At 67.6% G+C, this 24,350-nt stretch carries 18 protein-coding genes; 8 read left to right on the forward strand and 10 right to left on the reverse strand.

What is annotated here, in order from left to right:
* Positions 1 to 14: 14 nt before the first annotated feature.
* From kdpC to FCE95_RS15740, 7 genes are all read left to right on the forward strand, one after another.
* Positions 15 to 608, forward strand: a complete 594-nt coding sequence (gene kdpC / locus FCE95_RS15710) for a potassium-transporting ATPase subunit KdpC (protein ID WP_137267981.1) — start codon at positions 15 to 17, stop codon at positions 606 to 608.
* Between the two features lie 175 nt (positions 609 to 783).
* Positions 784 to 3,447: a sensor histidine kinase gene (locus tag FCE95_RS15715; protein ID WP_137268241.1), complete on the forward strand. Its 2,664-nt coding sequence runs from the start codon at positions 784 to 786 to the stop codon at positions 3,445 to 3,447.
* Positions 3,440 to 4,195, forward strand: a complete 756-nt coding sequence (locus FCE95_RS15720; RefSeq protein WP_189644804.1) for a response regulator — start codon at positions 3,440 to 3,442, stop codon at positions 4,193 to 4,195. Before FCE95_RS15715 ends, FCE95_RS15720 begins: the two co-directional genes overlap by 8 nt.
* A gap of 276 nt (positions 4,196 to 4,471) precedes the next feature.
* On the forward strand, positions 4,472 to 4,816 hold the full coding sequence (locus tag FCE95_RS15725; RefSeq protein ID WP_223266930.1) for a hypothetical protein: 345 nt from the start codon (positions 4,472 to 4,474) through the stop codon (positions 4,814 to 4,816).
* Positions 4,817 to 4,871: 55 nt separating this feature from the next.
* On the forward strand, positions 4,872 to 6,140 hold the full coding sequence (locus FCE95_RS15730; RefSeq protein WP_137267984.1) for a TolC family protein: 1,269 nt from the start codon (positions 4,872 to 4,874) through the stop codon (positions 6,138 to 6,140).
* Positions 6,137 to 7,108 carry an efflux RND transporter periplasmic adaptor subunit gene (locus tag FCE95_RS15735; protein WP_137267985.1) on the forward strand — a complete coding sequence of 324 codons (972 nt, stop codon included), beginning with the start codon at positions 6,137 to 6,139 and terminating at the stop codon, positions 7,106 to 7,108. Before FCE95_RS15730 ends, FCE95_RS15735 begins: the two co-directional genes overlap by 4 nt.
* 10 nt (positions 7,109 to 7,118) lie before the next feature.
* A complete protein-coding gene (locus FCE95_RS15740; RefSeq protein ID WP_137267986.1) occupies positions 7,119 to 10,292 on the forward strand; it encodes an efflux RND transporter permease subunit in 3,174 nt (1,057 codons plus the stop codon).
* A gap of 66 nt (positions 10,293 to 10,358) precedes the next feature.
* On the opposite strand, the gene FCE95_RS15745 is transcribed toward FCE95_RS15740, so the two are convergent.
* The 7 genes from FCE95_RS15745 to cysG all read right to left on the reverse strand — a co-directional run bounded on the left by FCE95_RS15745 (position 10,359) and on the right by cysG (position 18,515).
* On the reverse strand, positions 10,359 to 11,411 hold the full coding sequence (locus FCE95_RS15745) for a sulfate/molybdate ABC transporter ATP-binding protein (protein WP_137267987.1): 1,053 nt from the start codon (positions 11,409 to 11,411) through the stop codon (positions 10,359 to 10,361).
* Positions 11,412 to 11,526: 115 nt separating this feature from the next.
* A complete protein-coding gene (gene cysW / locus FCE95_RS15750; protein WP_137267988.1) occupies positions 11,527 to 12,420 on the reverse strand; it encodes a sulfate ABC transporter permease subunit CysW in 894 nt (297 codons plus the stop codon).
* Positions 12,368 to 13,231 (reverse strand): sulfate ABC transporter permease subunit CysT, encoded by an 864-nt coding sequence (cysT, locus tag FCE95_RS15755; protein WP_137267989.1) that lies wholly within the window; start codon positions 13,229 to 13,231, stop codon positions 12,368 to 12,370. The genes cysW and cysT overlap by 53 nt, the downstream gene beginning before the upstream one ends.
* 31 nt (positions 13,232 to 13,262) lie before the next feature.
* Entirely contained in the window at positions 13,263 to 14,261 is a 999-nt protein-coding gene (locus FCE95_RS15760) for a sulfate ABC transporter substrate-binding protein (protein WP_137267990.1), read from the reverse strand.
* A gap of 16 nt (positions 14,262 to 14,277) precedes the next feature.
* Complete coding sequence (locus FCE95_RS15765) at positions 14,278 to 15,711, reverse strand: OprO/OprP family phosphate-selective porin (RefSeq protein ID WP_137267991.1); 1,434 nt, start codon at positions 15,709 to 15,711, stop codon at positions 14,278 to 14,280.
* A 170-nt stretch (positions 15,712 to 15,881) separates the two neighbouring features.
* Positions 15,882 to 16,859, reverse strand: coding sequence for a cysteine synthase A (gene cysK, locus FCE95_RS15770; RefSeq protein WP_137267992.1), 978 nt, complete (start codon positions 16,857 to 16,859; stop codon positions 15,882 to 15,884).
* 204 nt (positions 16,860 to 17,063) lie between these two features.
* The gene (gene cysG, locus FCE95_RS15775; RefSeq protein ID WP_137267993.1) at positions 17,064 to 18,515 is read right to left on the reverse strand and encodes a siroheme synthase CysG; all 1,452 of its coding nucleotides are present in this window, start codon (positions 18,513 to 18,515) and stop codon (positions 17,064 to 17,066) included.
* Between the two features lie 246 nt (positions 18,516 to 18,761).
* Between cysG and FCE95_RS15780 the strand changes: the two genes are divergently transcribed.
* Positions 18,762 to 19,748 carry a LysR family transcriptional regulator gene (locus tag FCE95_RS15780; RefSeq protein WP_137267994.1) on the forward strand — a complete coding sequence of 329 codons (987 nt, stop codon included), beginning with the start codon at positions 18,762 to 18,764 and terminating at the stop codon, positions 19,746 to 19,748.
* A gap of 161 nt (positions 19,749 to 19,909) precedes the next feature.
* Here FCE95_RS15780 and FCE95_RS15785 read toward each other — a convergent pair whose 3' ends face one another.
* Genes FCE95_RS15785 through FCE95_RS15795 form a run of 3 tightly spaced genes read right to left on the reverse strand, consistent with a single transcriptional unit; the run spans position 19,910 to position 24,179 of the window.
* A complete protein-coding gene (locus tag FCE95_RS15785; RefSeq protein ID WP_137267995.1) occupies positions 19,910 to 20,647 on the reverse strand; it encodes a phosphoadenylyl-sulfate reductase in 738 nt (245 codons plus the stop codon).
* A complete protein-coding gene (cysI, locus tag FCE95_RS15790) occupies positions 20,644 to 22,368 on the reverse strand; it encodes an assimilatory sulfite reductase (NADPH) hemoprotein subunit (protein ID WP_137267996.1) in 1,725 nt (574 codons plus the stop codon). Before cysI ends, FCE95_RS15785 begins: the two co-directional genes overlap by 4 nt.
* On the reverse strand, positions 22,368 to 24,179 hold the full coding sequence (locus FCE95_RS15795; protein WP_189644805.1) for an assimilatory sulfite reductase (NADPH) flavoprotein subunit: 1,812 nt from the start codon (positions 24,177 to 24,179) through the stop codon (positions 22,368 to 22,370). The genes cysI and FCE95_RS15795 overlap by 1 nt, the downstream gene beginning before the upstream one ends.
* Between the last annotated feature and the right edge of the window lie 171 nt (positions 24,180 to 24,350).

The raw sequence follows: 24,350 nt of genomic DNA on the forward strand, positions 1-24,350 counted from the left end.
ATTTGGAGAAAGAAATGAACGCAAAAACGGAATTCTTGATCGACGGCAGCGGCGGCCTGCGTCCCTCGCTCGGCTTGGCGCTGGCATCGCTCCTGGTAATGGGCCTGCTGTATTCCTTGGCCGGCGCCGGTCTCGGCCGGGTGCTGTTCCCTCATCAAGCCACTGGCAGCATCGTCGAACGCGACGGCAAAGCGGTCGGTTCGGCGCTGATTCCGCAGCCGTTCGTCGCCGACGGCTATTTCCAGGCCCGGCCGAGCGGAGCGAATTACGATCCGATGGCCGCTGCCGGCAGCAACCAAGCGCGTAGCAATCCCGATTTGCGCAAGCGCATCGGAGAAGCCCGCGCTGCGGTCGCCGCGCGCGAAGGGATCGCGCCGGAACGCGTGCCGATTGAGCTGATCACCCAGTCCGGCGGCGGGCTGGATCCGCACATCACGTCCGAGGGCGCACGCGTGCAGGCGGCGCGGGTGGCGAAGGCGCGCGGAATGTCGGATGCGCAAGTCGAAGCATTGATCGTGCAGCACACCGAAGGCCCGCAATTCGGTCTGTTCGGACAGCCGCGCGTGAACGTGCTGGAATTGAACCTGGCGTTGGACGCGATGAAATGATTGCTCCAAGCCGTCATCCCGGCGAAAGCCGGCGCCGCCGACTTCGCTCTACGATTGCGATGCGACCCATCACGACGTCAGCCTGGGCCCCGGCTTTCGCCGGGATGACGGAGGGGAAAGAATGCCGAAGCCGGTGGTGTTCGCCGACTTGGACCGCCCGGCGCACAATAGCCACATGACCGACGCCCGCGAAACCCAAGCCAATGCCTTGCTCGGCGAGCTGCAGCGCGAACGCGGCGGCCAGCTGAAGGTGTTCTTGGGCGCGGCTCCGGGCGTCGGCAAGACCTATGCCATGCTGTCGCGCGCCGCCGAACTGAAGCGGCAAGGCGTGGACGTGGTGGCGGGCGTTGTCGAAACCCACGGCCGCGCGGAGACGGCGGCGCTGTTGGAAGGCCTGGAAACGCTGCCGCGCAAGCCGATCGAGCACCGCGGCTACCGTCTGCAGGAATTCGACCTCGACGCGATGCTGGCGCGCAAGCCGCAGGTCGCGCTGATCGACGAGCTCGCCCATCGCAACGCGCCGGGCAGTCGCCACGAGCGGCGCTGGCAGGACGTGGTCGAGCTGCTCGACGCCGGCATCGACGTCTACAGCACGATCAACATCCAGCATCTGGAAAGCTTGAACGATGTGGTCCACCGGATCACCGGCGTGCGCGTCACCGAAACCGTGCCCGATGCGGTGTTCGACCGCTTGCGCGACATCGTCCTGGTCGATTTGCCGCCGCGCGAACTGATCGAACGGCTGAAGCAGGGCAAGGTCTACGTGCCCGAACAAGCCGCGCATGCGCTGCAGGCCTTCTTCTCGGCGTCGAACCTGACCGCGTTGCGCGAGCTGGCGATGCAGACTGCGGCCGACCGCGTCGATAGCGACTTGCGCGACGCGCAAACCGCGCGCGGCGCGCTCGGCGTCAGCGTGCGACGCGGCGTGCTGGTCGCGATCGACGGCCTCGGCCAATCCGAATACCTGGTCCGCGTCGCGCGCCGGCTGGCCGAACGGCGAGACGCGCCATGGACGGTGGTGACGGTGCAGTCGGGCGGTCCTGCCGAAGACAAGCAGCAACTGGAACTCGACCGCGCCTTCGCCCTGGCGCGGCGCCTGGGCGGCGACGCGGCGCTGGTGCAAGGCGCCAGCGTCGTCGACGCCTTGCTCGATCACGCCGCGCGCATCGGCGCGTCCACCATCGTGATCGGGCGCACCCGGGAACGCCCGTTCGCGCGCATGTTCAACCGCACGCTCACCCAGCAATTGATCCAGCGCGGCGCGCATTACGAACTGACCATCGTCAGCACGCCGGAGGCGCGCGCCCGCGCGCGCCGCTCGTGGCGTAAGGCGAGCGGCTGGATCACGCCCAGCGACGCGGTGCTCGCCGTGGCCGCCGCCGCTCTCGCTACCGGCTTGGCTTGGCTGGCCGAACGCTGGGTAGGGTTGGGCGATCTGTCGCTGATCTTCATCGTCGCGGTGGTGCTGGTCGCCTCGCGCACGCGCATGGCCGCGGCGGTGCTGGCGGCGGTGCTGTGCTTCTTGGCCTACAACTTCTTCTTCATCGAACCGCGCTACACCTTGCTGATCGGCGCGCGCCAAGGCGTGGCGACGGTGTTCCTGTTCTTGTTGGCGGCATTGGTGGCGGGGCGGTTGGCGTCGAAATTGCGCATGCAGGTGCTGGCGCTGCGCGCGGCCAACGCGCACGCCACCGCGATGCAGGACTTGAGCCGGCAACTGGCGTCCGCGGCCGACCTGGGCCAAGTCGTGCGCGCGGGGCGCGAGGCGTTCAAACGCACGCTCGGCTTGGAAATGTGGCTGCGCATCGGCGATCGGGATTTCATCTCCACCGGCGTGCCGGCGCCGGACGACAAGGCCTTGGCCGCGGCGGCGTGGAGCCAGAAGAACCAGCAGCCCGCGGGCCGCTACACCGATACGTTGAACTCCTCCGACTGGTGGTTCCTGCCGCTGGCCGACGAACGCGGAACGCTCGGCGTCGCCGGGCTGCGTTTCAACGAAGGCATGCCGAAGCCGGGCCTCGAGCAGCGCCGCCTGGCCGAAGCGATGGCCCAGGAAATCGCCCAGGCCATCGTGCGCACGCGCCTGGTCGACGATCTGGAGAGCGCCCGCATCGGCAACGAAACCGAGCGATTGCGTTCGGCGCTGCTGTCGTCGGTGTCGCACGATCTGCGCTCGCCGCTGGCGGCGATCATCGGCGCGGCCAGCAGCCTGGACAACTACGCCGCGTCGATGAGCGGCGATGATCGGCACGCGCTGTTGGAAACGATCCGCCTGGAAGGCGAGCGGCTGGACCGCTACATCCAGAATCTGCTCGACATGACCCGTCTGGGCCACGGCGGGCTGACCTTGAACCGCGATTGGATCGGCGTCGACGAACTTATCGGCTCAGCGGTGACGCGATTGCAGCGTTACCAGCCTGCGGCGCGCTTCCGGATCGCGATCGCCGCCGACGTGGCCCCGATCTGGGTGCATCCGGCCCTGGTCGAGCAGGCGCTATTCAACGTGCTGGAAAACGCGGCCAAATTCTCGCCTGCGGACGAGGCGGTGAGTGTCGATGCGCGTCGGGTCGACGGTGCGCTGCGCATCGATGTGAGCGATCGCGGTCCGGGCATTCCCGAGGACGAGCGCAAGCGCATCTTCGACGTGTTCTACAGCGTCGAACGCGGCGACCGCGGCCGCGAAGGCACCGGTCTGGGGCTGACCATCTGCCAGGGCATGATCGGCGCCCACGGCGGCAGCGTCGAAGCCTTGCCCGGCCCGGATGGCCGCGGCACCACGATCCGGATTACCCTGCCGCCGATCGAACCGCCGCCGAGCGCCGCTTCCGCCGATGATTGAGCCGACCGCCAGCGCCAACGCTTCCGCGCCGCCGCCGCGGATATTGGTGATCGACGACGAACCGCAGATCCGCAAGTTCCTCGACATCAGCCTGCGCGCGCAGGGCTATGCGGTGACGCTCGCCGAGAACGGGCAAGCCGGCCTGTCGGCGCTGGCCACGCAGGGCGCGGATCTGGTGATGCTGGACATCGGCCTGCCGGACCGAGACGGCCACGAAGTGCTGCGCGAGTTGCGCGGCTGGTCGCAGGTGCCGGTGATCATGCTCACCGTGCGCGCCGGCGAGGCGGAGAAGGTCGCCGCGCTCGACGCCGGCGCCAACGACTACGTCACCAAACCATTCGGCGTGCAGGAACTGATGGCGCGCGTGCGCGGCTTGCTGCGCAGCCACGCCCAGCCGGCCGACGCCGCGAATCCGGTGTTCGACGACGGCCGTTTGCGCGTGGATCTGGCGCGCCGCGAAGTGGCGCTGCAAGGCGAACCGGTGGCGTTGACGCGCAAGGAATACGCCTTGCTGGCCCTATTGGTGCGGCATGCGGGACGCGTGGTCACCCAACCGCAACTGCTGCGCGAGGTTTGGGGGCCGACCCATCAGGAAGACACGCACTATCTGCGTATTCTGGTTGCGAAGTTGCGGCACAAATTGGGCGACGAGGCTTCGGCGCCGCGGTATATCGTGACCGAACCGGGGGTCGGGCTGCGATTCATCGATGCGGCTGGCGCGGATTCCATAGCCGGTATTTCTCGATGACGTACCGCCCTAACACGCTCGGACGATGGCTCCGATGGCTGGTATGGATACTCAGTGCCGCAGCGGTTGGCGCGATCAGGTCGCTCTACTTTCCTGAAGGCGGGTGGAAGTATGTCGCCGTGTCCGCGTTATTGCTGATCGTTTGCGCCGCGATCGGTTTGGCGGTCGAGAGATTGCTTCCTGCTCGTAAATAAACCGATATTTCGGTAGTGGGGAGTCGCTACGGCGCTGCAAATGAAATAGTGTTTCACTAGTCCGCTAGACTAAGCTTGCAGTATGCGCGCGTCGCCTCTCCCTTTGCGGATGCTCCTGTTCGGACTGCTGATCTTCGGCATCCTGGCCAAGCCCGTGTTGGCGATCGCCTGCGAAATCCACGACGCCAAGCGCGCCATTGCCGAGGCCTCGCAAGGCGTGTCCGCGACGGCTCCCGAACTGGACCAGGGCGAGGGCTGCTGCGCATTGCCCGATTGCAACGATTGTTGCGCCCACACCGTCGCCATGCTGCCGACGCTGGCCGTGCTCCGCGCCGAACCGGCCGCGGGGCCGCCCTTGCCCGCGTTGTCGGTGGAGTTCGAACCCGCCGCGCTCGCGGTCGCTTTCCGCCCTCCGATCCTGGCTTGACGCCGTCCGCCGGCTGCGTGCCGGCCGAACCCGTCATTCCATCGGAGAAATATCCATGTGGTTGCGCTTGGCGGCGATGGCCGCCTTGTCGTTCGCGCTGCGCGATGCCGCGGCGCAAACGGCGAATACCCTCAGTTTGGACGACGCGTTCGCCCGCGTCGCCGAAACCCATCCCGATCTGCGCCTGATCCGCAGCCGCGCCGACATCTTGTCGGCCGAACGCGACGGCGCCGCGCTGCGGCCCGCCTTCGTCGTCGGCGCCACTGCCGAGAACGTTCTCGGCAGCGGCGCGGCGCGCGGCTTCGATAGCGCCGAACTCACCCTGACCCTGGCTTCCGTGCTCGAGCGCGGCGGCAAGCTCGACGCGCGGCGCGCGCTGGCCCAGCATCGGATCGATGCGCTCGCGGTCGAACGCGAAGCGCGGCGATTGGACCTGCTCGCCGAAGTCGCGCGGCGCTATCTGGCGATGGTCGCCGCGCAGCGCCAGCGCGGCATCGCCGACGCCGATATCGCCCAGCGCCGGCGCACCGTCGCGGGCGCTAAGCTGCGATTGCAGGCCGGCGCATCGCCGGAATCGGTGGTGCTGACCGCGCAGGCGGCGCTGGCGCGCGCCGAACTGGACCGCGCCAGCGCCGATCGCCGCTATCTCGCCGCGCGCCAGCATTTGGCGGCGATGTGGGGCGAGCGCGATCCCGGTTTCGGCATCGTCGCCGCCGATCCGCTGGCGTTGCCGGCGATCCCGGAATTTTCGGTGCTCGCCGATGGACTCCAGGCCACGCCCGAACTCGCCCAATTCGCCGACCAGCGGCGGATCGGCGAAGCGCGCCTGCAGCTTGCGCGCTCGGAAGCGTCCGCCGACCTCGATTGGCAAATCGGCGTGCGCCGCTTGCAGGAAAACGAGGATTTCGCCCTCGTCGCGGGCCTGTCGATGCCGCTGGGGTCCCGCGCCCACGCGCAGCCGCAGATACGCGCGGCCGAAGCGGAGCTGGCTTCGCTCGAAATCGAACGCGAAGCCAAAGGCTTGTCGCTGTATTCGACGCTGGCTGAAGCGCACGGCCGCTACCGCTCCGCGGAGATCGAAGTCGCGCGCTTGCGCGAGGACGTGCTTCCCAAACTCGCCAAGGCCGAAGCCGCGGCCCAACGCGCCTATCGCGCCGGTGCGATCAGCTACCTGGAATGGGCGCAGCTGCAGTCCGAAAGCACCAATGCGCGCAAGCAGCAACTGGAAGCGGCATTGGATGCGCAACGCGCTCTCATCGAAATCCAACGCCTGACCGGCGCGCCGTTCGTCGCCGCGGCGCAAGCACAAGGAATGACGCCATGAAGCGGACCCACTTCCTGCGAAAAGCGGTTTGGCTCGGTGTTTTAGTCCTGTCGGCCGCTCTGGCCGCTTGCGGAGGAAACGATCGCGCCGAACCTGCGCAAAAAAACGAGCCTGCTCACGAAGCCGGCGAATCCGGACACGAAGAGGAAAACGGCCGCACCCGCATCGCCGCGAAGATCGCCCAAGACGCTGGCATCCGCACCGCGCCGGCCGCCGCCGGCATCATCGCCGACGAACACGAAGTGCAAGGCCTGCTGACGCCGGTCGAAGGCCGCGCCGCCAAGGCGATGGCGCGTTTTCCGGGGCCGATCCGCTCGCTGCGCGCCAACGTCGGCGATCGCGTCCGCGCCGGCCAACCATTGGCGACCGTCGAAAGCAATCTCAGCCTGACCGCGTACACGGTGCCGGCGCCGATTTCCGGCGTGGTGCTCGCGCGCAACGCATCGGTCGGCGCCGTCGCCGGCGAGGGCGCGCCCTTGTTCGAGATCGCCGACCTGTCCGAATTGTGGGTCGATCTGCACATCTTCGGCGCGGACGCCCAGCACATCGCCGCGGGCGTGCCGGTGCTGGTGACGCGGATGAGCGACGGCGCCACCGCGCGCACCACGCTCGAGCGCGTGCTGCCGGGCACCGCGACCGCCAGCCAGAGCACCGTCGCGCGCGCGACGATCCGCAACGAAGACGGCTTGTGGCGTCCGGGATCGGCGGTGAAGGCGCGGGTCACGGTCGATCTGCGGCCGGCCGCGCTGGTGGTGCCGCTGAGCGCGCTGCAGACGGCGGACGAGGTGGATGCCGTGTACGTGCGCGAAGGCGAAACGTATGCGGCGAGGCCGGTGAAGATCGGCCGCCGCGACGCGGAACGCGCCGAGATCGTCTCCGGATTGAAGGCCGGCGAGCAGGTGGTCGTCGAGCAGAGCTTCCTGATCAAGGCGGATATCGAGAAATCGACCGCCGAACACGAGCATTGAGGACACGGCCATGCTCGAGAAGATCATCCGATTCGCGATCGCGCACCGCTGGCTGATGCTGATGCTCACCCTGGCCTTGATCGGCCTGGGCGGCTGGAGCTTCACCCGGTTGCCGATCGACGCCACGCCGGACATCACCAACGTCCAGGTCCAGATCAATACCGAAACCCCGGGCTATTCGCCGCTGGAAGCCGAACAGCGGGTGACGTTCCCCATCGAAACCGTCTTGGCCGGCTTGCCGCGCCTGGACTACACCCGCTCGCTGTCGCGCTACGGTTTGTCGCAGGTCACCGTCGTCTTCGAGGACGGCACCGACATCTATTTCGCGCGGCAACAAGTGGCCGAGCGTTTGCAGCAGGCTAAACCGCAATTGCCCGCCGGGCTGGAACCGGAGATGGGCCCCATCGCCACCGGCATGGGCGAAATCTTCATGTACACGGTCGACGCCGATCCCGCGGCGCGCAAGCCGGACGGCACGCCGTACACGGCCACCGATTTGCGCACGCTGCAGGATTGGACGATCCGCCCGCAGCTGCGCAACACGCCCGGCGTGACCGAGGTGAACACCATCGGCGGCTTCGAGCGGCAAATCCACATCACGCCGGATCCCGGCAGGCTGGTCGCGCTGGGTTTCAGCCTGCACGACGTAGTGGCCGCGATCTCCGCCAACAACCAGAACGTCGGCGCGGGCTATATCGAACGCAACGGCCAGCAGTTCCTGGTGCGCGTGCCGGGCCAGGTCGCGGATCTGGATGCGATCCGCGACATCGTCCTAGACCGGCGCGAGGGCGTGCCGATCCGCGTGCGCGACGTCGCCGAGGTCGGCGAAGGCCCGGAACTGCGCACCGGCGCCGCCACCCAGAACGGCCGCGAGGTGGTGATCGGCACCGTGGTGATGCTGGTCGGCGCGAACAGCCGCGAGGTCTCGCAAGCGGCGGCGGCCAAATTGGCGGCCGCCAACGCCAGCTTGCCGAAAGGCGTCACCGCGCGACCGGTGTACGACCGCACCGCCTTGGTCGACCGCACCATCGCGACCGTCGCCAAGAACCTGATCGAAGGCGCGGTGCTGGTGATCGCCGTGCTGTTCCTATTGCTCGGCAATTTCCGCGCCTCGCTGGTGACCGCGGCGGTGATCCCGCTGGCGATGCTGTTCACCGTCATCGGCATGGTCCGCGGCGGCGTGTCGGGCAATCTGATGAGCCTGGGCGCGCTCGATTTCGGCCTGATCGTCGACGGCGCGGTGATCATCATCGAAAACTGCCTGCGCCGTTTCGGCGAAGCGCAACACGCGCTCGGCCGCGCCATGAGCCGCGAGGAACGCTTCGATCTGACCGCGTCGGCGACGGCCGAAGTGATCCGGCCCAGCCTGTTCGGCTTGGGCATCATCGCCTCGGTGTATTTGCCGATCCTGGCGCTCGGCGGCATCGAAGGAAAAATGTTCCATCCGATGGCGATCACCGTCGTGCTGGCTTTGACCGGCGCGATGCTGCTGTCGCTCACCTTCGTGCCGGCCGCGGTGGCGGTGTTCCTGGGCGGACGCGTCGAGGAAAAGGAAAACAAGGCGATCGCCTGGGCTAAGCGCCGCTACGCGCCGATGCTGGCCCGGTCGCTGCGCCGCCGCCGCTTCGTGCTGGCCGGCGCGGCGGGCCTGGTGGTCGTATGCGGATGGCTGGCCATGCGGTTGGGCAGCGAATTCGTGCCCAATCTGGACGAAGGCGACATCACCGTGCAGACGATGCGCATTCCCGGCACCAGCCTGAGCCAATCGGTGGCGATGCAGGAAACGCTGGAGAAAACCCTGGCGGGTTTCCCCGAGGTGGAACGCGTGTTCGCCAAGATCGGCACGGCGGAAGTGGCCAGCGACCCGATGCCGCCCTCCATCGCCGACACCTTCGTGATGCTCAAGCCACGCAGCGACTGGCCCGATCCGCGCAAACGCAAGGACGCGCTGCTGGACGAAATCGAGGCGGCGATCTCGAAGCTGCCCGGCAACAACTACGAGCTGACCCAGCCGATTCAGATGCGCACCAACGAGCTGATCTCCGGCGTGCGCGCCGACGTCGCGGTGAAGATCTACGGCGACGATCTCGACAAGCTCGCGCGCATCGCCGCGCAAGTGCAGCGCGCGATGGCCGCAGTGCAGGGCGCCGCCGACGTCAAGACCGAGCAGGTCGCGGGCTTGCCGCTGCTGACGGTGTCGCCGGACCGGCAGGCGCTGGTGCGTTACGGACTGAACCCGGGCGATGTGCAGGACACCGTGGCGACCGCGGTCGGCGGCGAGACGGCGGGACAGTTGTTCGAAGGCGATCGCCGCTTCGACTTGGTCGTGCGCTTGCCGGAAAACCTGCGCCAGGATCCCGCCGCGCTCGCCGATCTGCCGATCCCTCTGGGCGGCAATAGCGAAGCCGACGAATCCAGCCGGCCGGCCAGCTGGCAAGCCGGCGCGCCGCGCACGGTGCCGCTGCGCGAAGTGGCGAAGATCGAAACCGCGCTCGGCCCCAATCAGATCAACCGCGAGAACGGCAAGCGCCGGGTGGTGGTGACCGCCAACGTCCGCGGCCGCGATTTGGGCGGTTTCGTCGAAGAGCTGCAAAACGCGGTCGCCGCCGAAGTGGAAGTGCCGAACGGCTACTGGATCGAATACGGCGGCACCTTCGAGCAATTGATCTCCGCGAGCCAGCGGTTGACGATCGTGGTTCCGGTCGCGTTGGCGGTGATTTTCGGCTTGCTGTTCATGGCTTTCGGTTCGGCGAAGGACGCGGCGATCGTGTTCAGCGGCGTGCCGCTCGCCCTGACCGGCGGCGTGGTGGCGCTGGCGATGCGCGGGATTCCACTATCGATCTCGGCGGGCGTCGGTTTCATCGCATTGTCGGGCGTGGCCGTGCTCAACGGGTTGGTGATGATCGCCTTCATCCGCAAATTGCGCGAGCAGGGCGATCCGTTGGACGAAGCCATCGCCGACGGCGCGCTCGGCCGCTTGCGTCCGGTGTTGATGACCGCTTTGGTCGCCTCGCTCGGTTTCCTGCCGATGGCCTTCAACGTCGGCGCCGGTTCGGAAGTGCAGCGGCCGCTGGCGACGGTGGTGATCGGCGGCATCGTGTCTTCGACGCTCTTGACGCTGCTGGTGTTGCCGGCGCTGTACCGCTGGCTGCATCGCGAAACGCCGGCCGTGCGGAATTCGTAGCGCGGGTAAGCGCAGCGCACCCGGGAACGCGCGGCGTCCCGGATGCGGCCTGCGGCCTTACCCGGGCTACGTGCGCGCGGCGGGGAAAATGCGGTAACGCTGCGGTTCCAAGCCGATGCGGCTGCCGATTTCGGGAAGCACGTCGTCCGGCGCGATCGGCCAATCCAGCTCGAACGGCTTGGCTTGGCCGTGCAAGCGCAGTTCGAGCGTGATGCGGTCGGCGCGGCGGTGTACGGCGACGACTTCGGCGGACCATCCGGTTTCTGCGTGCAGCACGGCCAAATCGTGCGGCCGCACGTAAAGCTGCGCTGCGCCGTCCACGACGTGTTCGGCCGGCAGACGCAGCGCTTGCCCGTCGGCGACGAAGGTCCCGGAGTCCACTCGCCCTTCGAGCGCATTGGCGCGGCCGATGAAATCGAACACGAAGGCGGAGGCCGGTTCGCGGTAGATCTCGTCCGGCGTGCCGACCTGTTCGATGCGGCCGTCCTTCAGCACCACCACGCGGTCGGCCAGCTCCAGCGCTTCTTCTTGATCGTGGGTGACGAACAGCGTGGTCTGGCCGGTTTGTTCGTGCAGGCGGCGCAGCCAGCGCCGTAATTCCACCCGCACCTTGGCGTCCAGCGCGCCGAAGGGCTCGTCCAGCAACAACACGGTCGGGTCGATGGCCAAGGCGCGGGCGAGCGCGATGCGTTGTTTTTGTCCGCCCGACAGTTGCTCCGGATAGCGGCCGCCGAATTCCTGCAGCTGCACCAGCTTCAGCAACTCTTCGACGCGACGCGCGATCGTCGTCTTGTCCGGGCGCCGCCGCCGCGGCCGGCTGCGCAAACCGAAAGCGATGTTCTCGGCCACGGTCATGTGCTTGAACAGAGCGTAGTGCTGGAACACGAAACCGACGTTGCGTTCGCGCAGGCTGAGCCGGGTCGCGTCGTCCTCGCCGAACAGCACGCGCCCGCTGTCGGGGCTCAGCAGGCCTGCGATCACGCGCAACAGCGTAGTTTTGCCCGAGCCGGAAGGGCCGAGCAGCGCGACCAATTCGCCCGAAGCCACGTCCAGGTCGACCGCGTCCAGCGCGGCGACGTTCGCGTAATGCTTGCTCAGCTGGCGGATCTTCAGGTCCATGCCGCGGATCGCGAGGGGGTTTTCAGGATGAACTATCGCAGAGGATGCGGGTGACGTGCTCGTGAAAAGGGCCGAAGCCCACGTGGTACGGGCGTTGGAGTCCATAAGATTCATGTCAGTGCCGCCGGTGCGCCTTGGCCAACGCGTCGCCGTGACGCGCCTCCAGCCAGAACTTCAAAACCAAAGTGACCAACGCCAATCCCGTCAGCAACGACGCCGCCGCGAACGCCGCCGTGCTGTCGAATTCGTTGTAGAGGATCTCGATGTGCAGCGGCAAGGTATTGGTCAGCCCGCGGATGTGCCCGGACACCACCGAAACGGCGCCGAATTCGCCCATCGCGCGCGCGCCGCACAGCAGCACGCCGTACAGCAGGCCCCATTTGATATTGGGCAGGGTGACCCGGCGGAACATGGTCCAAGCGCCTGCGCCGAGCGAACGCGCGGCCAGTTCTTCGTCGCTGCCTTGTTGCTGCATCAGCGGGATCAATTCGCGCACCACGAACGGGAAAGTGATGAACAGCGTCGCCAACACGATGCCGGGGCGCGCAAACAGGATCTTGACGTCGTATTGCGCCAGCAAAGGCGCGAACCAGCCGTTGGAGCCGAACAGCAGCACCAGGCACAGGCCAGCGACCACCGGCGAGACCGCGAACGGCAAGTCGATCAGCGCCAACAGCAACTGCTTGCCGCGGAATTCGAAGCGGGTCAGCGCCCAGGCCGCGAGCAGGCCGAAGACGGCATTGACCGGGATCACGATCGCGGCGGTGAACAGCGTCAATTTCAGCGCCGACACCGCATCCGGCGTGGTCAGCGCGGCGAGCCAGGTGCGGAAGCCGTCGCCGAACGCGGCGCCGAGCACCATCAGCAGCGGCATCACCACCAGCAACGCCATCGCCAGCACGGCGAGCGCGATCAGCAGCCAGCGCAGCCACGCGGGGCCTTGCAGTTCGTCGCGCTCAGTCACGGCCGCGCTCCCGGCGTTCGTGCGCGAACAGCGAGGGGATCGCATTGATCGCCAGCAAGCAGACGAACGATGCCGCCAGCAGCAGTGCGGCGATCGCGATCGCGCCGTTGTAGTCGTATTCCTCCAGCCGGATGGTGATCAGCAGCGGCGCGATCTCGGTCTTGTAAGGCAGGTTGCCGGCGATGAAGATCACCGAGCCGTATTCGCCCAAACCGCGCGCGAAAGCCAGCGAGAAGCCGGTCAGCAGCGCCGGCAGCAATTCCGGCAGTACCACGCGGCGCAAGGTGGTGAAGCGCGATGCGCCAAGCGAAGCCGCGGCCTCTTCCTGCTCGCGGCCCAGCGCTTCGAGCACCGGCTGCACGGTGCGCACGGCGAACGGCAGGCCGATGAAGATCAAGGCGATCACGATGCCGGCGGGCGCGTAGGCGATCTTCAATCCCATCGGCTCCAGCCAACGCCCGACCCAGCCGTTGGCCGAGTAGATCGCGGTCAATGCGATGCCGGCGACGGCGGTGGGCAACGCGAACGGTAAGTCCACCAAAGCGTCCAGCAAACGGCGGCCGGGGAAGCGGTAGCGCACGATCACCCAGGCCACCAGCGCGCCTACGACGGACGCGAACACGGCCGCGAAAAACGCCGCGCTGAAACTCAGCTTCAGCGACGCCTGCACGCGCGGATCCTGGATCGCACGCAGCCAGCCTTCCGCGCCCAGCCCTGCGGCTTTGATCGTCAGCGCGGCGAGCGGCAGCAGCACGACGAGGCTGAGCCAAGCCAGGCCCAATCCGAGGCTGAGGCCGAAGCCGGGCAGCGGTCGGCGCCAGCGCAAGGTCGGCAGTGGCAGCGTGGCGGCGTTCATCGGTCGCTGTCGGCTTTCCGCTTTTCAGCCGTCACTTCGGCCGATAGATCTTGTCGAAGAATCCGCCGTCGGCGAAATGCTCCGCCTGCGCCTTCTTCCACCCGCCGAACGCGCCGTCGATGGTCACCTGCTTCACTTGCGGGAAGCGCGACAACTCCGCGGCCGGCACCTTGTCCGGTTCGGCAGGGCGGTAGAAATGCTTGGCCGCCAAACGCTGCCCTTCCGGCGAGTACAGGAAGCGCAGATAAGCCTCGGCTTGCTTGCGCGTACCGTGCTTGGCCACGTTCTTGTCGACCCAGGCGACCGGCGGTTCGGCCTTGATGCTCAGGCTGGGCACGACGATCTCGAATTTGCCGCGGCTGGCCGGTTCGGCCAGCGCAAGCAGCGCTTCGTTCTCCCAAGCGATCAATACGTCGCCGATGCCGCGTTCGACGAACGTCGTGGTCGAGCCGCGCGCGCCGGTGTCCAGCACGGGCACGTTCTGGAACAGCTGGGTCATGTAGCCGACGACCTTGTCGGCCTGGCGGTATTGCTGCGAGGCCCAGGTCCAAGCCGCCAAATAGTTCCAGCGCGCGCCGCCGGAGGTTTTCGGATTGGGCGTGATCACCGCCACGCCCGGCTTGGCCAGATCGCCCCAGTCGCGGATCTGTTTCGGGTTGCCCTTGCGCACCAGGAACACGATGGTCGACGTGTAGGGCGCGCTGTTGTGCGGCAAGCGGCCCTGCCAATCGGCCGGCAGCAGTTTGCCGTTGTTGGCGATCGCATCGATGTCCGCGGCCAGGGCCAAGGTCACCACGTCCGCTTCCAAGCCGTCGATCACCGAACGCGCCTGTTTGCCCGAGCCGCCGTGCGACGTGCGGATCTTCAGCGTTTCGCCGGTTTGCCGTTTCCATTCCGCGGCGAATTTTTCGTTGACTTCGGCGTACAGCTCGCGGGTCGGATCGTAGGAAACGTTGAGCAGTTCGGCGTCCTTGGCGACGGCGCTGCCGGCCGCCAGCGTCAAGCCCAACAGTAATGCGAAAGTTTTCATGGGGGTCCTCGCCTGATCAGAAGGAAAACTGCGCACGGGTGAAGAAGGCCTTTTCGTCCTCGCGATCCGCGCCGCGAGGCGCGCCGCCCTCGAATGCGGTCTGCGTATAGTTCGCCACCAATTTCAGGTTGCCGGTCAGGTACCAGTTCAAGCCCAGGCCCCAACTGCTGGCTTCGGAAGCGGCGACGGCCGGATCGGCGAAGCGCGGGAAAGCGCGATCGTCGATGTCCAGGCGGCCGTAGCGCGCGACCAATTCCAACGCGCCCCAGCCTGCACTACCCAACGTAAAAGGTTGGTTAGGCTTGATCACGCCCCTGTAGCCGGCGTCCTCGCCGGTCAACACCCAGCCCGCGGTGAGTTGCCAGGCGCGATGGTCCAGATCGGCGCGCGCGCCGGCCAACAGCACTTCTTGTTTGGAGGCGATGTATTCGCCCAACAGGCCGAACGCGTTGCGGTAGTAATAGGCCTGCGGCGACCAGCGGCTGCGATCGCCGTCGGCGACGACCGCGCTGCGGTAGTTGAAGAACTGGACTTGCCCCGGCGTGCGGTAGCGCGGCAGGAAGTTGTTGCCGCTGCCGTGCGTTTCGCCGTGGCTGGCGGCGATGCCGAAACCCAAACCGGACAAGGCGCCGGCGCTGTTCTTCCAAGGTTCGGCGAATACGCGGCCGGCGAATTCGAAGTCGTTGTCGGGATTGGCGGCGATCGCGTCGCGGCCGTCGGGCGTGCCGTTGTAGGCGCCCAGCGCATAGCTCAGGCGCGATTGCGCCAATTCGCCCTGCAACTGCACGCCGATATCGCGGCCCGGCGCCAATTCGCCCGGAAAGCCGAGCTCCACCATCGCCAGCGCGCTGCTGGACTGCAGCCGCTCCAAGCTTACCGGCGTCTTGGTTTTGCCGATGCGCAGCGTGGCGCGCGGATCGAAGCGCAGATCGAGGTAAGCGTCGTTGAGCGTGGCGCTGTCGCCGGCCAATTGCGCGTTCAAGCGGAACCCGATCAGCTTGCCCCAGCTGCCTTCGATCGTCGGCTCGACCCGGCGGAACAGGAACGTATCGCTCTGCGGAGACTGCTCGTCGCCGATGAAAAAGCGCCCGTCGGCCTGCACCAGCGCCTTGAACTTCACTTCGACATCGCCCGGCGGCGGCGATTTCACCGACAAGCCCTTTTCGGCGCTGAGCGCGACCGTCGGCGTCGCGGCCGCCTTCGTGGCGGCTTCTTCGGCTTGCAGTTCCAGTTTGCGTTCGATGATGCGCAGGCGCTGGTCGAGATCGGCCAGGCCGTTGTCGTCGAGCGAGGCGGCGGGAGCGGCCGTGCCGAGCCTTTGCTCGATGGCCTGCAGCCGGCGCGCGATGTCTTGCAGGTTCGGTTGCGTGGTTTGCGCGTGCGCGGCCGGCAACGCCGAAGCGAGCGCGATGGCGGCGACCAGGCGCGATCGCTGGATAGGGAAGGGCATGCGGAATCCTGTGGAGAAGTAAGGCTTGAGGCGGCGACAGGCGCTAAGCGGTAGCGCCGAAGCGGCGGATCAGCTTCGCCGAAGCGCCGTGGACATAGGATCAACGCGCCGACATCGCGTGCCGATACGGGTAGAGCGCAAGAGGCGTCGCATCGTCTTCGTCGCCCGGTTCAGGCCACGGCCCGGCGCGCGTCCAGCGCATCCAGCCACTCGTCGTCCGATCCTTCGTTGACCCCTTCGAACAAGAAGGTCGAAAGATAGCGTTCGCCGGTGTCCGGAAGCGTCGCCAACAATACCGATCCCGGCGGCGCGCGTTCGGCGACCTGCAAGGCCGCGGCGACGGTGGCGCCGGCGGAAATGCCGACGAACAAGCCTTCTTCCGCGGCCAGGCGGCGCGCCGTGTCGCGGGCCAGCACGTCGTCGATCGGCAGGATTTCGTCGGCGACGCTGCGATCGAGCACGGCGGGGACGAAATCGGGCGTCCAGCCCTGGATCTTGTGCGGTTGCCATTCCTTGCCGCTCAGCAGCGAAGCGCCGGCGGGTTCGGAGGTGACGATGCGCACCTCGGGCCGCGCGACTTTCAACACTTGGCCGACGCCGGTCAGGGTGCCGCCCGTGCCCCAGCCGCTGACGAAATAGTCCAGCCGCGCGCCGGCGAAATCGCGCAGGATTTCCGCGGCGGTCGTCTGCCGGTGATAGGCGGGGTTGGCGGGATTCTCGAACTGGCGAGCGAGGAACCAGCCGTGCTGCTTCGCCAAAGCTTCGGCCTTGCGCACCATGCCGGTGCCGCGTTCGGCGGCCGGCGTGAGGATCACTTTCGCGCCGTAGGCGCGCATCAGCTTGCGGCGTTCGATCGAGAAGGTTTCGGTCATCACCGCGACGAAGGGATAGCCGCGCGCCGCCGCTACGAGCGCCAGCGCGACGCCGGTGTTGCCCGACGTGGCTTCGACGATGGTCTGGCCGGGCTTCAGCGCTCCGCTGCGTTCGGCGTCGAGCACGATCGCCAGCGCCAGGCGGTCCTTGACGGAGCCGCCGGGATTGAACGATTCGACTTTCGCGTACAGCGAAACGTGCTTGGGCGGCAGCCGATGCAGCTTGACGATGGGCGTGCGGCCGATGGTGTCGAGGATGCTGTCGTAAAGGGCCATGGGGGAGCCTCGGAGGCGGGTTTTAGGCGGTCATTCACCGCGAAGGCGGGAATCCGGTGACTTTGCTTCGAGCCCTCTCCCGCTTGCGGGAGAGGGTTGGGTGAGGGCCTGGGAATCGACGAGCAGTCTCGCTTTAAAGGCGAAAAGTCGCCAGGTTCCCGCTTCCTTGGGAATGACGACATCGTTGCGGATGCTTCGCGGTCTTCATGCGGCTTCCTCCAAGAGTGGCGCATGCGGCAAAATTGTCAGCGGCGCTTCGCCGTACCAATGCAATTCGCCCGCCAACGCCGCCACCTCGCCGACGATCAACAACGCCGGCGACGCTACTCCGTGAATCCGCGCGCGCTCGGCCAATTCCGACAAGGGGCCGACGACCACGCGCTGCTCCGCCCGCGACCCGTTCTCGATCAAGGCGAACGGCGTATCCGCGGCGCGGCCGTGCGCGATCAACTGCGACTGCAGCGTCTCCAGCATCGCCACGCCCATGTAGACGGCCAGCGTCTGCCGCTCTTGCGTCAGCGAACGCCAATCCACCTCGTCCAGCGAATCCTTGTGGTGCGCCGTGACCAAGCGCAGCGACTGCGCGAGCTTGCGATGGGTCAGCGGAATGCCCGCATACGCCGCGCAGGCCAGCGCCGCCGTGACGCCGGGCACGACCTCGTAAGCGATGCCTTGCGCGCGCAGCGCCTGCAATTCCTCGCCGCCGCGGCCGAATACGAAAGGATCGCCGCCCTTCAACCGGACCACGCGTTTGCCCGCGCGCGCGTGCTCGATCATCAGCGCGTGGATGCGGTGTTGCGGAACGCCGCCGCCGCCGGCGCGCTTGCCGACGTCGATCCGTTCCGCATCGCGCCGGGCGAGGCGCAGCACTTCGTCGCTGGCCAAATGGTCGTGGAGAATCACATCCGCTTCGTTCAGCGCGCGCAGGCCGCGCAGGGTCAGCAGTCCGGGATCGCCCGGACCGGCGCCGACCAGCACGACCGATCCGGCGTTGTCCGGGCGCGCGTCGCGCGCGAGCAGAGCGTCGAATTCCTGTTGCGCGCGGCGCGGCCGGCGTTGGCGCAATAAAGCGGGAATGCGGCCGCCGAGCAAACGTTCGAAGAAACGGCGCCGCCGGGCGATGTCGGGGAAACGCGCGCGGATGCGTTCGCGTTCGCGCGAGAGCAGTTCGGCGAGCGCACCCAGCGAGTCGTCGAACTGCGCTTCCAGCGTTTCGCGCAGATGCCGCGCCAGCATCGGCGCGCCGCCGCCGCTGGAGATGGCGATCTGCACGGGCCCGCGTTCGACCCGCGCCGGCACTTGGAACGCCGACGATTCGGCGTCGTCGACCACGTTCACCCAAACCCGTCTCGCTTCGCCGGCCGCGGCGACGGCGCGGTTGACCGCCGCATCGTCGGTCGCGGCGATCGCCAGCCAAGCATCGTCGAGCCAGGCGGGATCGAACGCGCCTTCGCGATGTTCGATGCGGCCTGCTTCGGCCCAGCGCGCCAATTCCGGTTCCAGCCGGATCGCGCCGACCCGGACCCGGGCCCCCGCTTCGAGCAGCGCTTGCGCCTTGCGTTTGGCGACCGCGCCGCCGCCGACGACCAAAGCCAGCCGGCCGCGCAGGTCGGCGAACAGCGGGTAGAGCGGCGGCGAAGGGGAAGAAGGGGCCATGCGACGACGCTAAGCGCGCGGCATCGGCCGGGGGAAATGGTGCCCCCGCCTGTGCATATGCCGTTTGGGCATAAGCGGCGCCGGGCTGGACAAGCGCCGCGGCGGGGGGTATGTTCATCCCTATATCAAGATGAAGCGATATTAAAGCTATGACCCGGTCCGGCCATTCGAAACCGATGTGTTGTCGCGGCGCGCACCACGCACGCTGTTCCGCATCGTTTTCGCTTTCGCCAGGACACCGCCGTCATGACGCTCACTCAACTTCGCTATCTCGTCGCCATCGCTGATTCCGGCCTCAACATCACGCTCGCCGCCGAGCGCGTCCACGCCACCCAGCCGGGACTTTCCAAACAACTGAAGCAATTGGAAGACGAACTCGGCTTCCAGCTGTTCGTGCGCAAAGGGCGCAGCCTGGAGGACATCGCGCCGGCCGGGCAGCGCGTGCTGAGCCACGCGCGGCGGATCCTGCACGAAGCCGGCAACATCCGCGCCTACGCCGCCAACGAACGCGGCGAGCACGCCGGCCGCTTGGTGTTGGCGACCACGCATACGCAGGCGCGCTACGTGCTGCCGCCGCTGATCGCGGCGATCAAGCGCGAATTCCCGCAGGTCAGCGTCGATCTGCAGGCCGCGGCCGACGGCGAAGTGCTGCAAAGATTGGGGCGCGGTGACGCCGACCTGGCCCTGATCAGCACCGCCGGCGCCGAACCGCCCGGTGGCGTGGCGGTGCCGCTGTTCCGCTGGCGGCGGGTGCTGCTGGTGCCGCGCGAACATGCCTTGGCCGCGCTCGGACGCGCGCCGACCTTGATCGAACTCGCCTCGCATCCGCTGATCAGCTACGAATCCTCGAACCAGCCCGATTCGTCCTTACAACGCAGCTTCGCCGCCGAAGGCGTGCAACCGCAGGTGGCGATGACCGCCCGCGACGCCAATCTGATCAAGACCTACGTGCGCGCCGGCTTGGGTGCGGGCTTGTTGGCGGAGATGGCGTACGGCGCGCGCGAAGACGCGGATCTGGAGATGCTGCCCGCGCCGGCGGCGCTGCCCGAATGCACCACGTGGGCGGTGATCCCGCGCGGCAGAGTGCTGCGCGAGTACGCGATGGCGTTGCTGCACGGATTGGCGCCGCAATTGGACCGGCGCGATCTGCGTCGCGTGCTGGAAGGCAATCAGGAACCGCAGTGGCCGACGGCGCCGACTTGGGCCGAACTGAGTCAGCCGATTACAGTGTAATGCTTCTTCCTCTCCCCTTGCGGGAGAGGATGCCCGAAGGGCAGGAGAGGGGAACGAGCGGAGCGAGTGCTTTGTGCTGCTGTTCTTTCCGCCAAAAGCCGAACCCTCTCCCTGGCGCTTCGCGCCTGTCCCTCTCCCGTAAAGGGAGAGGGACAAAAGCGTCACGCAGCCACCCCATCGTCGAAATGCAACCCGCACTCGCGCTTCAAACCGAAGAAGCGCGTTTCTTCTTCTCCCATGCCCGGTTCCAGCCGGCGCGTGGTGTGCACGTCGCCGATGGAGACGTAGCCGTCGTGCCAGAGCGGGTGATAGGGCAGGTCGTGCTTCTGCAGGTAATTCCACACGTCTCGATCGCTCCAATCCGCCAGCGGGTGCAACTTCCAGCGGCCGTCGCGCAATTCCAGGAAATCGATGCCGGCACGGGTGCGCGCCTGGCTGCGGCGCAAGCCGGCGATCCAGGTGCGCACGCCCAGTTCGCGCAGCGCGCGCTGCATCGGCTCGACCTTGCGCAGGCGGTTGTAGCGGTCGATGCCTTCCACGCCCTGTTCCCAAATCCGTCCCAGCCGCGCTTCCATCCAAGCGATGCCGATCTGCGGGCGATACACCTTCAGGTTGAGTTTGAGTTTTTCGTTCAAGGCGTCGACGAAGCGGTAGGTTTCCGGAAACAAATAACCGGTATCGATCAGGATCACCGGCATGTCCGGCTGTTGGCGCGTCGTCAAATGCAGCGCCACCGCGGACTGCGCCCCGAAGCTGGACGACAGCGCGTGCTGTCCCGCCGTGTTCTCCAGCGCCCAGGCCACGCGCTCCTCGGCGCTGCGTTCGCCGAGCCAGCGGTTGAGTTCGGCCAGCGCCTGTTCGGATTCGGCGGCGGCGATCGGGTCGGGCGGGGCGGTCATGCGAGTGCCTCTATCAAAGTGCTGGGAATCGGGGTTCGCGGCTGGACGATGCCCTGGCGCAGCAGGAAATCGCCGAAGCCTTCTTCTTGTTCTCGTTGCGCGGCGTAACGGGCCAGCAGCGGATCCAGCGCCGCCAGGATCTGCGCCTCGTCGGCGTTTTCGCGGTACAGCGAATTCAAGCGCTGGCCGCGATGGTCGGCGCCGAGCATCAGGTTGTAGCGGCCCGGCGCTTTTCCGACCAAGGCGATTTCGCCCAAATACGGACGCGAGCAGCCGTTCGGGCAGCCGCTGATGCGCAGATGGATCGGCGCATCGGCGATGCCGTGGCGCGCCAGCAAGGTTTCGACTTCGGCGACGAAATCGGGCAGGTAGCGCTCGGCTTCCGCCATCGCCAGGCCGCAAGTGGGCAACGCGACGCAAGCCAGCGCGCGTTGGCGCAGCGGCGTAGCGGTGCGGTAGCCGTCCAGGCCGTATTCGGCGGCGAGCGAATCGACCTGCGCGCGCAGCGCGGGCGCGATACCGGCGAGGGTCAGGTTCTGGTTCGGCGTCATCCGGAATTCCGCGCCGCTGCCTTGCGCGTGCAACAGGCGCGCGATTTCGCGCAGTCCGCTCAGATGCCGCACCGGTTTGCCGCGGCCGTCGAGCGCGCCGTCGACGATGCGACCGGCTGGGATGCGCAGCGTGAGATGCGCGCGACCGTCTTCGCTTTCGACCCAGCCGAAGCGGTCGCCGTTGTGGGTGAAGCCGAACGGCCGCGCCGGGGGAAGGGAGAATCCGGCGCGGCGTTCGACTTCGGACTTGAACCACTCGAGACCGCGGTCGTCGATGGTGTACTTCAGCCGCGCGCGCTTGCGCACGGTGCGATTGCCGTAATCGCGTTGCGCGGTGACCACCGCTTCGGCGACGGCGGTCACCTGGTCGGGCGCGACGAATCCGATCACGTCGCCCAAGCGCGGATACGTTTCCGGATCGCCGTGGGTGGCGCCCATGCCGCCGCCGACGCTGACGTTGTAGCCGCGCAGCTCATCGTCCTCAACGACGGCGATGAAGCCCAGGTCCTGCGCGAACACGTCGACGTCGTTGTAGGGCGGGATCGCGAAGCCGATCTTGAACTTGCGCGGCAGATAGGTCTCGCCGTAGATCGGTTCGGCTTCCTCGCCGCTGCCGGCGGCGCGTTCGCCGTCCAGCCAGATTTCGTAATAGGCCTGGGTGTTCGGCAGCAGACGCTCGGACAGCGCCGCGGCCTGCGCATGCACGGCGGCGTGAAGGCTCGACTGTAGCGGATTGGCGGCCACGGCGACGTTGCGGTTGACATCGCCGCAGGCGGCCAACGTGTCGACGAGCGCGGCGTTGATCGCCCGCATCGTCGCCTTCAGCTCGGTCTTGATCACGCCGTGGAATTGGAAGGCCTGGCGCGTGGTGATGCGCAGGCCACGCTCGGCGTAGCGCGTGGCGACGGCGTCCAGCTGCAGCCATTGCGCGGGCGTCACCACGCCGCCCGGCGTGCGGGTGCGGATCATGAAGCTGTAGGCCGGCTCCAGCTTGGCCAGGCGGCGCGGCTCGCGCGCGTCGCGGTCGTCCTGCTGGTAGCTGCCGTGGTACTTGATCAGCGTCTGGTCGTCCTCGCGCAACGCGCCGGTGACCGGATCGGCCAAGCTTTCGAGCAGCGAGCCGCGCAGCCGGCGGCTGCTCCGCTTGATCTCTTCGACCGACCCGCTCATCAGTACACGTCCCGGGCGTAACGGCCCTGCTGCTGCAACGCGCTCAGATAGTCCTCGGCGCCGTCGCGTCCTCGCTGCGCAGCGACGATCTCCGACAAGGCCGCGTGCACGTCCTTGCCCATGGCGATGCCGCCGCAAACATACAGATGCGCGCCGCCTTCCAGCCAGGCGTACAGCTCGCGGCCGTGCTCGCGCAAGCGATGCTGCACATAGGTTTTCGCGAGCGATCTCTCGCGGGAGAAAGCCAAATCCAAACGCTGCAGCTGGCCCGACTTCAGCGCGCGCTGCCATTCCAACTGGTACAGGAAATCCTCGCGGAAGCGGGTATTGCCGAAGAACAGCCAATTCCGCCCGCTCGCGCCGACGGCCGCGCGTTCCTGCACGAATCCGCGGAACGGCGCGACGCCGGTGCCGGGGCCGATCATGACCACGTCGCGGGCGCCATCGGCCGGCAGGCGGAAGCGTTCGTTGCGCTCGATATAGACCGGCAGCCGCGCGCCTTCGTCGCTGGCCGCGAGCAGATGCGAAGCCGCGCCCCAGCGCGCGTCACCGTCGGCGGCCGCGTATTCGACGTGCGCGACGGTCAGATGCGCTTCGTCGCCGACCGCTTTCTGGCTGGAGGCGATGGAATACAAACGCGGCAGCAGCGGGCGCAGCGCTTCGACCAAGGCTTCGGCCGACCAGGCGGCGGGCTGCTCGCGCAGCAGGTCGATCACTTGCCGGCCTTCCAGCCAGTGGCCGAGCGTGCCGCTGTTCTCCGGCGCCAACAGCGCTTGCAGGCCGGCGTTGCCGGCGCGTTCGGCGTGGCGGGCGACGAAGGGGCGCGCCAGCTTGGTCAGCTCGCGTTTCTCGGACAGCCAATCGCGCAGCGGCAGCGTTTGTCCGGCCACGGACACGGCTTCGTCGCCGTCCAGCGACAGCGTTTCCAATACGGCCGACACCAACGCCGGCGGATTGCGCGGCCACAGCCCCAGCGCGTCGCCCGGTTCGTAGCGCAATCCGGAATCGGCCAGCGACAACTCGATGTGGCGGATGTCCTTGGCGCCGAGCGCGATGCGCTGGTTGGCCAGCACTTCGGCCGCGTAGGGCTTTTCGCGGCTGAAGCCGGCGCCGGCGGCCGCGCGCAGCGGGGTGACGGTGGCCAGCGGAGCCTGCGTTTTCAAGGCTTCGGCGGCGAAGTCGAGCGCGCGCTGCGTCCAGGGCGCGGCGATGGCGTCGATGTCCAGATCGGCTTCGCCGCGCTCGAACAAGCGCGTGGCGCCGAGCGCGGCCAGGCGTTCGTCCAGCGTGCGCCCGATCGCGCAGAACTGCGGATAGCTGGAATCGCCCAGCGCCAGCACCGCGTATTTGAGCTGCTTCAGTTCGGGCGCGCGGCGGCCGGCGATGAATTCGACCAGGCCCCGCGCATCGTCCGGCGGATCGCCGTCGCCTTGCGTGCTGACGACCAGGTACAGATGGCGTTCCTGTTTCAGCTCGCGCAGCGGGTACGCGTCCGCGCGCAGCAGGCGCACGGGCAGGCCGGCGTCCTGCACGCGCTGGGCGAGGCTTTCGGCGATGCGTTGGGCGTTGCCGGTCTGGCTGCCGTAGACGATGGTCAGCGGCTGCGAAGCGGGCTCAGGCTGCGGCGCCGGCACCGCTTGCAAAACCCGCGGCGGACCGCGGTCGGCACGGGCCAGCCCCGCGGCATAACCGGACAGCCACCACAGCCGCTCGCTGTCCAGCCGCTCGGTCAGCCGCGCCAGCAGCTCCGCTTCCTCCTCGGAAAACGGCAGCGGCGAAGGCGAGGGAACGGCGGAGGACATCGTGCGCACCGGCGCGGGAAGGGCGGGTGTCCACGGTAAGTCCGAGCGGCGGAACGGGGGAAAGCACGAAGGGGCATATGGTTATGCCCTGGATGTCGACGAGCCGGATGCGTGGGGCGGAACCGCCGCAGGCGTTTCCGTCGGATCGCGGGATGGACGATTCCGTGGGGAGGCGGAATC

Source organism: Luteimonas gilva (genome assembly GCF_005239095.1).
GTDB lineage: Bacteria > Pseudomonadota > Gammaproteobacteria > Xanthomonadales > Xanthomonadaceae > Luteimonas_C > Luteimonas_C gilva.

Coding starts and splice junctions, on each gene's coding strand:
- FCE95_RS15765 (WP_137267991.1), bottom strand. CDS start 15,711: ATGCCCTTCCCTATCCAGCGATCGCGCCTGGTCGCCGCCATCGCGCTC.
- cysK (WP_137267992.1), bottom strand. CDS start 16,859: ATGGCCCTTTACGACAGCATCCTCGACACCATCGGCCGCACGCCCATC.
- cysG (WP_137267993.1), bottom strand. CDS start 18,515: ATGGCCCCTTCTTCCCCTTCGCCGCCGCTCTACCCGCTGTTCGCCGAC.
- cysT (WP_137267989.1), bottom strand. CDS start 13,231: ATGAACGCCGCCACGCTGCCACTGCCGACCTTGCGCTGGCGCCGACCG.
- FCE95_RS15760 (WP_137267990.1), bottom strand. CDS start 14,261: ATGAAAACTTTCGCATTACTGTTGGGCTTGACGCTGGCGGCCGGCAGC.
- FCE95_RS15725 (WP_223266930.1), top strand. CDS start 4,472: ATGCGCGCGTCGCCTCTCCCTTTGCGGATGCTCCTGTTCGGACTGCTG.
- FCE95_RS15740 (WP_137267986.1), top strand. CDS start 7,119: ATGCTCGAGAAGATCATCCGATTCGCGATCGCGCACCGCTGGCTGATG.
- FCE95_RS15715 (WP_137268241.1), top strand. CDS start 784: ATGACCGACGCCCGCGAAACCCAAGCCAATGCCTTGCTCGGCGAGCTG.
- kdpC (WP_137267981.1), top strand. CDS start 15: ATGAACGCAAAAACGGAATTCTTGATCGACGGCAGCGGCGGCCTGCGT.
- FCE95_RS15730 (WP_137267984.1), top strand. CDS start 4,872: ATGTGGTTGCGCTTGGCGGCGATGGCCGCCTTGTCGTTCGCGCTGCGC.
- FCE95_RS15745 (WP_137267987.1), bottom strand. CDS start 11,411: ATGGACCTGAAGATCCGCCAGCTGAGCAAGCATTACGCGAACGTCGCC.
- FCE95_RS15785 (WP_137267995.1), bottom strand. CDS start 20,647: ATGACCGCCCCGCCCGACCCGATCGCCGCCGCCGAATCCGAACAGGCG.
- cysW (WP_137267988.1), bottom strand. CDS start 12,420: ATGCGATCCCCTCGCTGTTCGCGCACGAACGCCGGGAGCGCGGCCGTG.
- FCE95_RS15780 (WP_137267994.1), top strand. CDS start 18,762: ATGACGCTCACTCAACTTCGCTATCTCGTCGCCATCGCTGATTCCGGC.
- FCE95_RS15735 (WP_137267985.1), top strand. CDS start 6,137: ATGAAGCGGACCCACTTCCTGCGAAAAGCGGTTTGGCTCGGTGTTTTA.
- cysI (WP_137267996.1), bottom strand. CDS start 22,368: ATGAGCGGGTCGGTCGAAGAGATCAAGCGGAGCAGCCGCCGGCTGCGC.
- FCE95_RS15720 (WP_189644804.1), top strand. CDS start 3,440: ATGATTGAGCCGACCGCCAGCGCCAACGCTTCCGCGCCGCCGCCGCGG.